Origin of the sequence: Streptomyces sp. NBC_00690, assembly GCF_036226685.1 — a bacterium.
GTDB lineage: Bacteria > Actinomycetota > Actinomycetes > Streptomycetales > Streptomycetaceae > Streptomyces.
This window is the reverse complement of sequence record NZ_CP109009.1, coordinates 3,002,956-3,016,665: the sequence shown is the minus strand read 5'-3', so window position 1 is coordinate 3,016,665 and position 13,710 is coordinate 3,002,956. Positions and strand designations below refer to the sequence as shown.

Genomic DNA, 13,710 nt, shown 5'->3' with positions numbered 1-13,710 from the left:
ACGGTACGGCGATCAGTCCGAGTCGAGCAGCAACTCATCGAAGTCGCGGCTCACCCTGGGCCAGTCCCACACGGCCAGTGCGTGCTCGGAGGCCAGCTTGCCCGCGGTGCGCCAACTCTCTTCGGTCGCCGTCACCTCAAGGATCCGCTGCGCTGCCTGCTCGGGCGAGTCGACGACCCAGCCCTCGGGGTACAGCGTCCGCGCCCCGTGCGGACGTCCGGCGAAGAACGGCCAGTCGCGTACGACCGGCACCGCGGAACTTGCGGCACCCTCCATCAGACCGACATGGCAGCCCTCCCGCACCGACGAACTCAGGATGGTGCCGATCTCGACCAGCTTGCCGGGCACATCGTCCGTCGGACCGAGCCGCAGCACGGCACCGGACTCCTCCAGGGGCTCGATCCGCGCCTGGAAGCTCCGCAGGTAGTCCTTGGTGGCTCGGCTGGTCTTGGGGTCCATATCGCCGCCGACCATCAGCAGTCGGTAGCGCTCGTCGTGCTCACGCAGACGTTCGAGGACCTCGACCGCCCACAGCGGGTCCTTCGCGACCTGCGAGATACCGATCAGTCCGATGTTGAAGCGGGCCTCGGCGGGCTTGGGGAGGTCAAAACCGCTGAGGTCCATGGCGTTGTGGAGCATGTGCATGCGCGGCGCGTGCTCCCCCCGCAGCTGCGGGACGAGCGACTTCGTCAGGTCCTGCACATGGTCGGCGACATAGACCAGGTCGTCGATGCGTGAGAAGTCGACCATGTGCGGCCAGCGGGTGAACGCCTCGTAGCTGTGCAGCCGTACGACGATCCGTGTGTCGCCCGGATCGATCGTCGTGAGCATCACGGCCGGTGCCACACACCAGTCGAGGAAGACGGTGTCGGCCCAGTCGAGGTGGGGACGCATGATCTGCTCGACCTGCTCCGCGTAGAACGCGTCGCCGCCGAGGCGGTTCTCCAGCATCCTGCGCCCGGCCCAGGAGATCCGCTTCATGGCCGGCGAGGCGGCCAGATCGAGGTAGCGCAGCTCCACGTCCGGGTGGTTCTCGTAGCGCTTCAGGATCAGCTTGAGGAAGTTGTCGTTGGCGCTGGTGGTGATGAGCAGCCGAAGCGGCCGGTCGAGGGGAGCCTGGGCCGCGGGGACCTTCCGGCCGCGCGGCTCGATGATCTTCTGCATGGCCGTGGACGCGTACACCGGCGCGGCGTAGGTCTCGGGCTCGGTGGCCAGTTGTGAACTGAGCTGGTCGATGTGGACGACCCGGTGGAACCCGAGCACAAGCGCCCGGTCCATCGTGCTCGCGGCGGCGGCCGGGTCACCGGCCTGGTACTGCTCGTCGGCCTGCGCCAGCAACTCCCGGACGGTTCTGTCCAGCGTGCGAGGTGCGATGCCCTTCTTCAGCTCGGCCCACACGGCTTCGTCCAGCAGACCCGTACGGATCTTCCGGTCGTCGATCCGGCCCGCGGCGGTCGTCAGCGCCAGCGTGGCACCGCCCGGCCGTCCCGCCCAGCGCATGCCCTCGGCGACCTGACGCGACAGCGCGGCTCGCATCGTGGGCGGAACACCCGGCGCGTTCAGGGCGGTACGCCACAGCCGTGCGCCGACGGCGCTGCGCATCACCGGACGCGCGGTGGCCGTCCGCAGGATGTTGTGCGGTAGGGCCTTGGCCTGGCGGCGCACATCGCTCGCGAGCAGTGCCGGCGGTGGCAGGGCCCTGCGCTTGGTCGGGGCCGACGCGTCGGTCCGGCCCTCGATGGACCGCAGAGCGGGTGCGATGCCGAAGGAGGCGCTGGCGGTGGTGTTGTACTGGGCCAACCGCCACACGACGTAGACCGCGTTGGCGTCGAGCGCTACGAGGTGCTGGGCGCCCAGGCCCTGCTGACGCATCCACGGATTGCGGCGGCTCTGGAGCCACAGACGGCGCCCGTGCGGGACCTTCTTCATCCTGCGCTTGGCCAAGGGCCCCAGGTTCCCGATGCCGTAGGGCAGTTGCTGGTAGTCGTCCAGCTCCAGCCGGTCCAGCTCCTCCAGGCAGTTCCTGGTGTCGAAGTGGCAGGCCATCCGGACGCTTGCCCCGAGTGCACGGAACTTCTGCACCGCGCCCGCCAGCACGCCGAGCTGTGGCTGGGCAGTGGCGATGAAAAGCACATCGGTCACGAGCTGGGTCCTCCGGCGACGATCGACTTCGATGAGAGATTGTCCTCGGGACCCGTCGCCGTGGGCCTGGTGACAGTGACGGCCACCGGACGGCCGTTCCGATGCTCGGCGAGCCTGCCGACGAGGTCGTCGACGGCCACCGACATCAGCTTCTCGCGGGTGAAGCGGCCGGCGTGCGCCATGGCCTCGTTGTGGGCTTCCTCGCTCGTGCCGACCGCCATGTGCGCGGCCTTCACGAAGGACTCCGCGAGTTTTTCCTCGTCGATGCCGACCGCGCCGGTCCACAACGGGTGTCCGTCGAGGACGTTCGACGCGTCGTGTTCGACGACGTGGGCCGAGACGATGGGCAACCCGGTGGCCATGTACTCGTACACCTTGCCGGAGGTCACATAGCGACCGCCGATGAGGATGAGCACCATCGCGTCCCAGCGGGCGTAGATGGAGGAGACCTCGGCCTTGGCTGCGGGCCCGCCGAAGTGGACGCCGTCGGCCTCGGCCTGCTTCAGCATCTCGGAGTGCTTGTTGGCCTCACGGCCCGCTCCGTTGCCGATGTGGCCGCGGACCTCGAAGCGTGCGTTGGCGAGCAGCGGCTCGCGCTCGCGCGCCGCGCGCCAGGCGTTGAGGACGGTCTCCAGATGGGCGGGGGTGAAGTTCACCGTGCCCAGGTAGCCGAAGACGAGACCGGCCGCGGGATCCGCGTTATGGGCACGGCCGGGCGAACTGTCCGCGTCGTAGCCGTTGCGAACGACCTCCACCCGGGAGGCGAACTCGGGGTATCTGGCCCGGTAGTGATCGGCGATCGGGTCGTTCACGACCCACAGGGAGACCGCCTTGTCGAGGACCTTCTGCTCCCAGCGGCCCATCTCGGAGTCCTTGATGAAGGCTTCCAGGCCGGTGATCACATCGATGGACCAGCCGTCACGGAAGTCCACCGCGTACGGCACCTGGGCGTCCTCCCACAGCCGCCATGCGGCGGCGAGGTTGACGTAGGGCACACAACTGGCGACGAGCAGATCGGCCGGACGCTCGGTGTGGATGTCGACCACGGCCTGCTCCAGCGCCGCACGCCAGTCGCCGAAGTTCGGCTCGGGGAAGGTCTTCTGCTGCCGGGCGCGCAGCCGGGTCACCCACCGGTTGGGGTGGAGGGCGCGCTCCTCGTCGTAGAGGCGGATGTCCGTCTCCAGGTCCTCACGGGACAGCGGCAGTTCGACGATCCTCACCCGGGGGTCCACCTGGTCGAGCAGGGTGAGGTCTACGCCCGAGTCCCGCTCCCAGGACTCCTGGGCGATGGTGACGACGGTGACGTCCCAGCCCGCGTTGCAGAATTGGTTCGCCGTCTCGCGCATTCGGTAGGCGCTGCTCTTCGCAGCCGGCGGGAAGCCGATGGCGAGATAGATGACATGAGGCCGCGGGCCTTCGGATGAAGGCCCGGGCCTGGGAGACGCTGACATAGTCGGTGACGCTAGCACGGTGACGTATACGGACTTCTGCCCATTGCGGGGCTCCTGTCCATCACGCGCGCCGGCTGCCTCCTTTCCGCTCTTCCAAGATCCTCACGACGTTCCGCGCGGCCTGTCCGTCGCCGTACGGCGTGCCGGGATCGGCCGTGGGGACCGTGCGGGTGACGGTCGCCGCCCAGGCGTCGGCCGCCATCTCGTGGGGGTCGGGGACCAGGATGTTCCAACCGGAGTCGACGGTCTCCACCCACTCCGTCTCCGGGCGGATGGTGGTGGTGATCCGCTTCAGGAGGAACGCCTCCTTCTGGAGCCCTCCGGAGTCGGTGACCACACCGGAGGAGGCCAGGACGGCGGCGATCAGCCCCGCGTAGGGCAGGGGACGGCCCACGTGCACGGAGCCCTGGTCCAGCTTGATGCCGTGCTCCGCGGCGCGTGCCACCAGGCGCGGGTGGGCGAGCAGCGCCACCGGCAGGGGCAGACCGGCGAGAGCGTCGACGATCGCGGCCAGGCGCGCCGGGTCGTCGGTGTTGTCCGGCCGGTGGAGCGTCGCGAGCAGGAAGGGCTGAGAGGGATCGATGCCCTCGGGGAGGGTGGGCGCGCCGTGCTCGCCGGCGAGCACGGAGTCCCGGATGCGCAGGCAGATGTCGACCATCACATCGCCGGCCAGGACCGCGCGGTCCTTCAGTCCCTCGTCGGCGAGATGGCGCATGGCCTCCTCGGTCGGCGCGAGGAGCACATCGGCGCAGTGGTCCGTCAGGACGCGGTTGTGCTCCTCCGGCATCCGCCGGTTGAAGGAGCGCAGCCCCGCTTCCAGGTGTGCGACCGGCAGATGCATCTTGACCGCGGACAGCGCACCGGCGACGGTGGAGTTGGTGTCCCCGTAGACCAGGACCCAGTCCGGCTGCTCGCGCTCCAGGACCGGGTCGAGCGCGGTGAGGACGGCGCCCGTCTGGACGCCGTGGCTGCCGGAACCTACTCCGAGGTGGACATCCGGGTCGGGGATGCCGAGGCCGTCGAAGAAGACATCGGAGAGGTCTGCGTCGTAGTGCTGTCCGGTGTGCACAATGACGTGCTCGTGCTCCGTGCCTGCGAACGCGGCCGCGATGGGAGCGAGCTTCACCAATTGGGGACGTGCACCGACGATGCTGATGACTTTCACTGAACACTCTTCTTCTGGGTCCGGTCACTGGCGGGTGTACCGCCCATGGTAGGCAATGGACGGACCGGTCCGGTCGGCAGGCGCTGTCGTATTATCGGCGCGCACGTTTCGGGGGCAGTCAGCAAGAGAGTCGGCGGTGAGCCATGACAGTCTGGTCCGCACGGAAGAAGGCAGCGCGCCGACCCGATTCGTCGGCGCGCGGTGGGGCGGATGCGACGCCCACGCCTGCGGTGGAAACCTCCCTGGCCCCAACCACGGGGTGGCTGGTCCGGGGCAAGGACGGCAGGCTCACGGCGTACGCGCCCAGCGAGGACGCCGTGCTCCGCTGGACCGAGACCCGTCCCGGCGGGCCCGAGTGGACGGGCCCCGATGTCCTTGAGGCTCCTGGCCTGCTCCCCTATCTGTCGATAGCGCAGGGCGACGACGGTTATGTCCACCTCGTGGGCCTCCGCCGCAAGCCGCTGCCGGACGGCCGTATGAACACCGAGGTGGTGTACGCGCTCCAGTACCAGTCGGGCCTCGGCCTGCGTGACTGGTACGCGGTCGGCTCGCCCTACCCGAATGACCCGGCGCTCTCCGCGCAGATCGGTCCGCCCGGCGCGGTGGTCGACGGCGAGGGCTCGCTGCACGTCTTCGTCCGGAACGTGGGCGGAGGCGTCTGCGGTAGGGCGCAGACGCCCAACGGCAAGTGGAACAAGTGGGCCGACCACAAGGGCAGCGGAGGGATCGGCGCGGTCCACAGTGCCCTCACGGACAGCGGGCTCGTGGAGTTCGTCCTCCCGACGGCCGACCGCGTCATGCGCTGGGAGCAGGAGACCGTGGGCGTGAAGTTCGTCCGGGCCGACGACGTCCCCGCCAAGGCCCAGGCCGACTCCCCGGCCGCGGTGCGCACCGGTGAGGGGCGGCTCAGCTGGTTCTGGCACTCGGCGGTCGACGGCACTGTCGACGGCTGGCGGCCTTCCATGAGTTCGCCGATCACGCTCGGGAGCGGTACGGGCACGGGTCCCGTGGCACTGCTGCGCACCCGTGTCGACGGTCACGACTGCACCATCCTCGCCCACCGGGACACGGCGACCGGGCGCCCCGCGCTCGCCGCCTATCCGACCGAGGACGAGTCCCGCGGCGCCAGTTGGAGCCTGACGGGCGACCCTTGCGTCGGAGCGCCCGCGCTCGCGGTCGACGGCAGGGGGCGCGTGGTGATGGCGGCTTTCGGCGTCGACGGGTCGCTGCGGGTCAGCCGGCAGAAGGACGAGCCCGGACTGGCACTGGAGGCGTGGACCCAGGTGGGGTGAAGCGGGCGCGGGGCACGACCGCTTCTCAGAGCGCGCGCTCTGAGAGGACTCCCGCCTTCTCCTCGTACAGTTCGCCGGTCTTCGGGCACTCCCAGACACCCGGCTCGCCGCTCTCCACGAGACGCACCCCGGATCGTCCGACCCAGCCGATCCGTCGCGCGGGGACCCCGACGACAAGCCCGAAGTCCGGTACGTCTTTGGTGACGACGGCACCGGCCGCCACCATCGCCCAACGACCGATCTGGAGCGGGGCCACACACACCGAACGAGCACCGATGGACGCACCGTCGGCGATCTTCACGCCGACGGCCTCCCAGTCGCCGCCGCGCTTCTGCTTGCCGTCCGGGTCCACCGAACGCGGGTTGTGGTCGTTGGTGAGCACCACCGCGGGCCCGATGAAGACCCCGTTCCCCAACTCCGCGGGCTCGTAGACCAGTGCGTAGTTCTGGAGCTTGCAGTTGTCGCCCATCTGCACACCGGTGCCGACGTAGGCGCCGCGGCCCACCACGCAGCCCTCGCCCAGCCGGGCCTTCTCGCGGATCTGGGCGAGTTCCCAGACGCTGCTTCCGGCGCCGATCTCCGCCGTCTCGTCGACCTGTGCGGTGGGCTGGACCCTGTAGTTCACTCTGCTGCCTTTCCGGTGGCGTTCTGGCCCGCCGAGCATACGTCTCGATCGACGACGGGCAGCGGGTGCCCGGAACGGACCTTTGGTTCTCTCCTACCGTGCCGTTCGCGCGCGCTCGCAGCGGTACCGGGGCCGTCAGGGACGCCGTCGTCGCATGCTGTCCCGGATGCCCTTGAGCACCCCACGGCGCAGCACGAGCTGGGCACCCGGAGCGTCCTTGAGGATGTCGTCCCGCTCGCCGAATCCGTTCGGGAGCGGGGGCAGCCCGAGTGCGGCCAGGAGCTGGCGCTGCCGGCGGGCCGGGTCGTCCCCGCCGCGCAGCAAGGTGATCAGCGGACGGGGGCCGGCCGGAGGGAAGGCCGATGCGAGCGCCCGGGCGACCGCCGCGGCCTGGGGGTGGTCCAGGACCGGCGCGGCGGGGTCCCACTGGTGGGAGGCGAGGACAGTGCCCTGCCCGAAGAGCGCGAACCCATGACGGCCCGCGGTGTGGTGCAGCACCAGGGCGGGCCAGGGCTCGCCGGTGGTGAAGCCGGCCACGGCCGTCGTCAGCAACTCCTCGCCGGTCGCCGCACCCGTGCGTCGGTTGGGGAAGAGATCGGGGGCGACCTCCACATAGCTCAGACATGCCCCGGAGGAAGGGGACGGGGCAGCGGGCAGCGACGGACCACCCGCCCGCCAGGCAGCCGGCCCGGCGCCGGGGATGCCGGGTCCTGCTCCCCATAGGAGCGATCCCGGCCCGGGCGGTTCGGAGTCGGACCAGAAGGCGGCGGGCCCCTCGCTCCGGTGCTCGCCGTCGACCGGGTACCGACGCCCGACCGTATCGGTGCCCCCCTCCGTCCCGCCCGTCGCCGGCTCCGCCCGGCCCTCGCCGGACGCGCCCTGCCCCGCACCCCAGGGGGCGGGTGCGATCCGCAGCGAGACGCCGCACATCAGGGCCGCCTCGGCGACCCGGTCTGGTGCCGCCGAGACGATCGCCAGCGAGCGGTGCACGCCGTCGGACTCGGCGGCGATCTGCTCCGGCTCCGGTGGGGGAGCGGGCTGGGGAGGCTTGCCGAAGAAGGGAGTGCTCGACGCCACCTGCATCCGTACGCCCAACCGGAACTCCAGGAACTCCTTGCGGCTCTCGCCCAAGTACGCCCAGGGGAACTCCCGGGCGTGCACGCCTATCGCCCGGAACATCTCCAGTGCGTCCTGCCAGCGCTGCTCGAAGATCAGCATCAGGGCCAGATGGTTGCGGAACTCCGCGGCCTCCGGGTCACCGGGCTCGTACCAGGACGAGAGCTCCAGGGCGCGCGCCACCGCCGAAGCCAACCGGCCCCGGGTGATCGGCCCGGTCTCCGGCGGATCCGGCGACACGACCTCGTACTCGATCGCCGCCAGCAGGGGCAGGGCGTTCAGCAGTGAACCGGGCAGTGCGCGGTCGGCGGCCCGCTCGGCGAAGTCGAACATCTCCGTGTGCGAGCCGTACCACTTCTCGCACAGGTACTGGAGCGCGGAGGCGTGGCAGCCGAAGTGGTGGGGGGCCCGGGCGACGGCTTCCGACCAGTAGGAGTCGAAGACGTCGCGCGGGGACTGGATGCCCCGGGCATGGGTGAGGGCGATCTCCCACGGCACCGGATCGGTCGGATTGAGTTCGGTCGCGGCGGACAGCATCGGCACGGCCTCCTCCAGCAGGGAGAAGAAGACCCGGAACTGCTCGTCCGAGATCTCGCCGGCGTCCTCACCGGTGCGCACCTGCCAGGCGCGCTGGACCCGCAGACCGGCGGTGAGCAGGGTGGCGTCGGGGTCGTCGGGGCTGGTGTCCAGCCAGTTCTCCAGCCAGCCGGGATGCCGCAGCGCACTCGTGGCGAGGGCGGACACACAGTTGCTGCGCCGTTCCCACTGTGCGCCGAGCCGGGTCTCGGCCAGCAGCTCCCGCGCGGGCGCCGCGTCGCCGAGTGCGGCGGCGCTCAGCGCATCGCACAGCGCGGGGTCGGTCACGGCATCGACCGTGACGACCTCGTCGGGTGGCAGATCCGCGCCCACGGCGGAGCCATGGCGCAGCATCCTGGGCATGGACATCAGGGAGCGCAGCGACACAGCTGCCCATTGAACAGGCAGCGGCGGCCGTTCACCAGGTATCGCGTGTGTGTGCGACCGCGTACGGGCCGGGCGGCGGGGGCCAGGAGCTGGTTTGACCACCCGGACCCGTCCCCGTAACCTGGTCCATCGGTGTGTTTCCATACGCGCCCGCCCCTGAGCATCTCCCTCCCGACCGGCTTCGAGCCGTTGGGAGAGGCCGCTCGTCCTTCCGGATCAACACAGGCTTCGGCCTGTGCGACGGCTGGCGTCAGGGGTCCGTTCCGAGCGAAAGAGAGATCCGCGTGTACGCCATCGTGCGCAGCGGTGGTCGCCAGCACAAGGTTGCTGTCGGCGACATCGTTGAGGTTGACAAGATTTCCACTGCCAAGGTTGGCGACACGGTAGAGCTCTCTACCCTGCTCGTTGTCGACGGCGAAGCTGTGACCAGCGACCCGTGGGTGCTCGCCGGTATCAAGGTCACGGCCGAGGTCGTGGACCACCACAAGGGCGCGAAGATCGACATCCTGCGCTACAAGAACAAGACCGGCTACCGCCGTCGCCAGGGTCACCGTCAGCAGTACACGGCGATCAAGGTCATCGGCATCCCGACGGCCGCGAAGTAAGGGACTGAGGAGAGATGGCACACAAGAAGGGCGCATCGTCCACCCGGAACGGTCGCGACTCCAATGCTCAGCGGCTCGGCGTGAAGCGCTTCGGCGGTCAGGTCGTGAACGCCGGTGAGATCCTGGTCCGCCAGCGCGGCACCCACTTCCACCCCGGCACGGGCGTCGGTCGCGGTGGCGACGACACCCTGTTCGCCCTGCTGCCCGGCGCGGTCGAGTTCGGCCGTCACCGTGGCCGCAAGGTCGTGAACATCGTTCCGGTCGCCTGATCGAAGGCAGCCTCAGAGCGTTTTCCGCGGAGGCGGACCTCACTTCCCGCACGGGAAGCGGGTCCGCCTCCGTTGTGTTAGAGCTAAAGACAATCCCGTACGTATCTGGAGGACACCCATGACCACCTTCGTGGACCGCGTCGAGCTGCACGTCGCCGCGGGTAGCGGAGGCCACGGCTGCGCCTCCGTTCACCGGGAGAAGTTCAAGCCGCTCGGCGGACCCGATGGCGGCAACGGTGGCCGGGGCGGTGATGTGATCCTGGTCGTCGACCAGTCGGTCACCACGCTCCTCGACTACCACCACAGTCCGCACCGCAAGGCCACCAACGGTCAGCCGGGGGCGGGTGACAACCGCTCGGGCAAGGACGGCAAGGACCTGATCCTGCCGGTGCCCGACGGCACCGTCGTGCTCGACGCACAGGGCAATGTGCTCGCCGACCTCGTCGGCCAGGGCACCACCTTCGTGGCTGGGCAGGGCGGCCGGGGCGGCCTCGGCAACGCGGCTCTGGCCTCGGCCCGTCGCAAGGCCCCCGGCTTTGCCCTGCTGGGCGAGCCCGGTGAGGCCCGCGATGTGACGATGGAGCTCAAGACCGTCGCCGATGTGGCGCTGGTCGGCTATCCGAGCGCCGGCAAGTCGTCGCTGATCTCGGTGCTCAGCGCCGCCAAGCCCAAGATCGCGGACTATCCGTTCACCACGCTCGTACCGAACCTGGGCGTCATCACCGCCGGCTCGACCGTCTACACGATGGCCGACGTCCCCGGTCTCATCCCCGGCGCGAGCCAGGGCAAGGGCCTGGGCCTGGAGTTCCTGCGCCACGTCGAGCGCTGCTCGGTGCTGGTGCACGTGCTCGACACGGCGACGCTGGAGTCCGACCGTGACCCGCTGTCCGACCTCGACGTCATCGAGGCCGAGTTGACGCAGTACGGCGGTCTTGACGACCGGCCGCGGGTCGTCGTCCTCAACAAGGTCGACATCCCGGACGGCAAGGACCTCGCCGAGATGATCCGCCCCGATCTCGAAGCCCGTGGCTACCGGGTGTACGAGGTCTCCGCGGTGGCCCGGACCGGGCTCAAGGAACTGTCCTTTGCCCTCGCGGGGATCATCGCCGAGGCCCGTGCCGCCAAGCCGGTGGAGGAGGCGACCCGGATCGTCATCCGACCCAAGGCCGTCGACGACACCGGGTTCTCGGTCGTGCGCGAGGACGACGGACTGTACCGGGTGCGCGGCGAGAAGCCGGAGCGCTGGGTGCGTCAGACCGACTTCAGCAACGACGAGGCCGTCGGCTATCTCGCCGACCGGCTGAGCCGCCTCGGAGTCGAAGAGTCCCTGATGAAGGCGGGTGCCCGTTCGGGCGACGGCGTGGCCATCGGACCCGAGGAGAACGCCGTGGTGTTCGACTGGGAGCCGACGGTGATGGCCGGAGCCGAGATGCTCGGCCGCCGCGGCGAGGACCACCGTCTCGAAGCGCCGCGCCCCGCAGCGCAGCGCCGCCGTGACCGTGAGGCGGAGAAGGACGACGTACAGCGGGCCTACGACGAGTTCGACCCCTTCAACTAGCGGCCCGCTTCACCGAGGCGTCGCAGCAAGGCCCGTTCGGGAGCACACCGCTCCCGGGCGGGCCTTCGCACATGCCCGGGACCCTGTGTGCCCCGTGAGAGCCGGCCGGTTCCTTCGATCCGGTGCCCGCCCGTCCCCTGTGCCCGTTCCCCTGTGCCTGCTGCTCCCGGTGTCCGTCCCATCCGGGAAACTCCGGGAGCGCAGGGCAACTCACCCTTTCCGGGAACGCCGCGTACCCTTTTCCGCGTGTCCCATGGTGACCGCCTCGCCAGGCCGGTCCGATGCCGTATTGGTGCACGGCGAGGCACAACCTCTCCCCCCTTCCCCCGGTCTACTACGCGGGGGCAAAGACGAGTGGCCCCGGCAGAGAAGCGGAGCGCTGGTGAAGATTTCCTTACTTATTCACACCATTTACGGCATTGGTGGCACCATTCGCACCACGCTGAATCTGGCGGAGGAACTGGCCAGCCGCCATGAGGTGGAGATCGTCTCGGTCTTCCGCCACCGGGACATTCCCCTCTTCGATATCGACCCCCGCATCACGGTCGTGCCGCTCGTGGACACCCGTCCCTCGTCTCCTGGCAATGAGAAGAAGCACCCCGACCAGTTGAAGCCGGCGAAGCTCTTCCCGCCCCACGAGGCGCGGTACAAGGAGTACAGCGAGCTGACCGACGAGCGGGTCCGCGACCACTACGCCGGCTCCGACGCGGACGTCGTCATCGGCACCCGGCCCGGACTCGTCGCCTACGCGGCCCAGTTCGCCCCCGTCAGCACCGTGGTCATCGGTCAGGAGCACATGACCTACCACCACCACAAGGAGGCCCTGCGCGAGGAGATGCGTCCGCTCCTCGCCGAGACCGACGCCTTCGTCACAGTCTCGGAAGGGGACGCGGCCGTCTGGCGGGAGCAGATGCCGCTCCCGGACACCCGGATCCTCTCGATTCCCAATAGCGTTCCCGACCCGGACGTCTCCCCGTCGGACACGACCGGCAACATCATCGTCGCCGCCGGTCGCCTCTCCCGCGAGAAGCAGTACGACGTCCTCCTCAAGGCGTTCGCCGACGTGGTCGCGCTGCGCCCGGACTGGACCTTGCGCATCTACGGTTGGGGCCCGGAGCGGGAGAGGCTGCGCCGCCGTGTCCAGAAGTTGCGCCTCTACAACAGCGTTCAACTGATGGGCCCGCGTTCCCCGATCGAGCCCGAGTGGGTCAAGGGGGCCATAGCCGTCTCCACCTCTCGGCACGAGTCGTTCGGCATGACGCTCGTCGAGGCCATGCGCTGCGGCCTGCCGGTCGTCAGCACGGACTGCGACTACGGACCGCGGGAGATCATCAAGGACGGTGTGGACGGGCTGCTCGTCCCCGTCGGCGACGTGGGGGCCGTGTCCGCCGCGCTGCTACGGCTCATCGACGACCAGCAACTGCGCCGCCGGATGGGCGCCGAGGCCCGCGAGAACTCCCGCCGCTACGACCCGGCCGCCATCGCCAAGCAGTACACCGACCTCTTCGCCGAACTCGGCGCCGGGGCCACACAGCACAATCGCGGCGCACCCGTCGCGGAGAGTGCCCGGAGCGCGGTCTTCGCACCGGTCGCGGACGCCGTTGCGAAACCCGACGGCTCGGTCACCGTACGGCTGATCACCCCGGAGGCCGCGGTGCTGAAGCACCCCGGACTGCAACTGCTCTGCACCAAGGTCGGAGACGGGGCGCCGTCGCGGGCCTATCCGTTCGATCTCGACGGCAGCGTCACCATTCCCGCCGCCGACGACTTCGCCGACGGCCACTGGACGTGCCACGCCGACCAACCCGCAACCGGGCTACGCGCCGAGATCTTCGCCCGCACCGTCGACCAGCGGGGGTCGCTGAAGGTCGCCGACCGGCTCACCACCGGTGCTCCCGTCCACCACCACGTTCCCTACCGGCGGGCACCGGAGCAGCATCTGGTGCTGCGCTCCTGGGTACGCCCGGTCCACGCGGAGGCGGCGGACTTCCTCCTCTCCGACCGCAGGCTCACCCTGACCGGACGCCTGTTCGGCGAGGCCGAACCATCGGGTGAACCGTCACTGCTGCTGCGCCGAGGAGGCGATTCACCGGAGGAGTTGAGTTTCCCCGGCACACGAGAGGGCACCCGAGGCTTCGAAGTGACCATCGGGTGCGAGGTGGCCGTGGCCCACCAGCACCACCCGAGGGAAGCCTGGGAAGTGTGGCTGCGCTACGCCCCGGGCGAGGAGCCGGTGCGGGTGGGCCGCGTCCTTGACGACGTGGTCCAGAAGGGTGACGTGTTCGTCTACCCCGAGGCCCTGTTCCACAAGCAGCGACCGCTCCTGCTGGCCCGCCGTGTGCTGCGAAGGCTCCGGCACCAACAGCAGCGGCTCGTCAAGGTGAAGCTCGCGTACGACCGCGACAATGCGCTCGTACTCCACGTCAGTGACCGCTGATCACCGCTGAGAGGAGTGAGGGATGCCGCCCCACCTGCGCAGACCCGCAGACGGCACGGCATCCGTCACTTCCTCGGACGGGCGGCG

At 69.8% G+C, this 13,710-nt stretch carries 10 protein-coding genes; 5 read left to right on the top strand and 5 right to left on the bottom strand.

Going from position 1 to position 13,710, the window contains the following annotated elements; translation table 11 throughout:
- Positions 1-12 precede the first annotated feature (12 nt).
- The 3 genes from OID54_RS13300 to wecB form a co-directional block, all read right to left on the bottom strand.
- On the bottom strand, positions 13-2,142 hold the full coding sequence (locus OID54_RS13300; RefSeq protein ID WP_329018722.1) for a glycosyltransferase family 1 protein: 2,130 nt from the start codon (positions 2,140-2,142) through the stop codon (positions 13-15).
- Positions 2,139-3,488: a glycosyltransferase gene (locus tag OID54_RS13295; RefSeq protein WP_329027477.1), complete on the bottom strand. Its 1,350-nt coding sequence runs from the start codon at positions 3,486-3,488 to the stop codon at positions 2,139-2,141. Before OID54_RS13295 ends, OID54_RS13300 begins: the two co-directional genes overlap by 4 nt.
- 166 nt (positions 3,489-3,654) lie before the next feature.
- Positions 3,655-4,758 carry a non-hydrolyzing UDP-N-acetylglucosamine 2-epimerase gene (wecB, locus tag OID54_RS13290; protein WP_329018718.1) on the bottom strand — a complete coding sequence of 368 codons (1,104 nt, stop codon included), beginning with the start codon at positions 4,756-4,758 and terminating at the stop codon, positions 3,655-3,657.
- Between the two features lie 143 nt (positions 4,759-4,901).
- Between wecB and OID54_RS13285 the strand changes: the two genes are divergently transcribed.
- Positions 4,902-6,050, top strand: coding sequence for a hypothetical protein (locus tag OID54_RS13285; protein WP_329018714.1), 1,149 nt, complete (start codon positions 4,902-4,904; stop codon positions 6,048-6,050).
- Between the two features lie 25 nt (positions 6,051-6,075).
- Here OID54_RS13285 and OID54_RS13280 read toward each other — a convergent pair whose 3' ends face one another.
- Both OID54_RS13280 and OID54_RS13275 read right to left on the bottom strand, forming a co-directional pair.
- Positions 6,076-6,675 (bottom strand): acyltransferase, encoded by a 600-nt coding sequence (locus tag OID54_RS13280; RefSeq protein ID WP_329018712.1) that lies wholly within the window; start codon positions 6,673-6,675, stop codon positions 6,076-6,078.
- A gap of 135 nt (positions 6,676-6,810) precedes the next feature.
- Complete coding sequence (locus OID54_RS13275) at positions 6,811-8,754, bottom strand: hypothetical protein (RefSeq protein WP_329018709.1); 1,944 nt, start codon at positions 8,752-8,754, stop codon at positions 6,811-6,813.
- 284 nt (positions 8,755-9,038) lie between these two features.
- Here OID54_RS13275 and rplU point away from each other — a divergent pair, with 284 nt between their 5' ends.
- The 4 genes from rplU (at position 9,039) to OID54_RS13255 (ending at position 13,623) form a co-directional block, all read left to right on the top strand.
- Complete coding sequence (gene rplU / locus OID54_RS13270; RefSeq protein ID WP_329018706.1) at positions 9,039-9,359, top strand: 50S ribosomal protein L21; 321 nt, start codon at positions 9,039-9,041, stop codon at positions 9,357-9,359.
- Positions 9,360-9,373: 14 nt separating this feature from the next.
- Entirely contained in the window at positions 9,374-9,628 is a 255-nt protein-coding gene (gene rpmA, locus OID54_RS13265) for a 50S ribosomal protein L27 (RefSeq protein WP_329018704.1), read from the top strand.
- A gap of 118 nt (positions 9,629-9,746) precedes the next feature.
- Positions 9,747-11,186, top strand: coding sequence for a GTPase ObgE (obgE, locus tag OID54_RS13260; protein WP_329018701.1), 1,440 nt, complete (start codon positions 9,747-9,749; stop codon positions 11,184-11,186).
- Between the two features lie 382 nt (positions 11,187-11,568).
- The gene (locus OID54_RS13255) at positions 11,569-13,623 is read left to right on the top strand and encodes a glycosyltransferase family 4 protein (RefSeq protein ID WP_329018699.1); all 2,055 of its coding nucleotides are present in this window, start codon (positions 11,569-11,571) and stop codon (positions 13,621-13,623) included.
- The last annotated feature ends 87 nt before the right edge of the window (positions 13,624-13,710 follow it).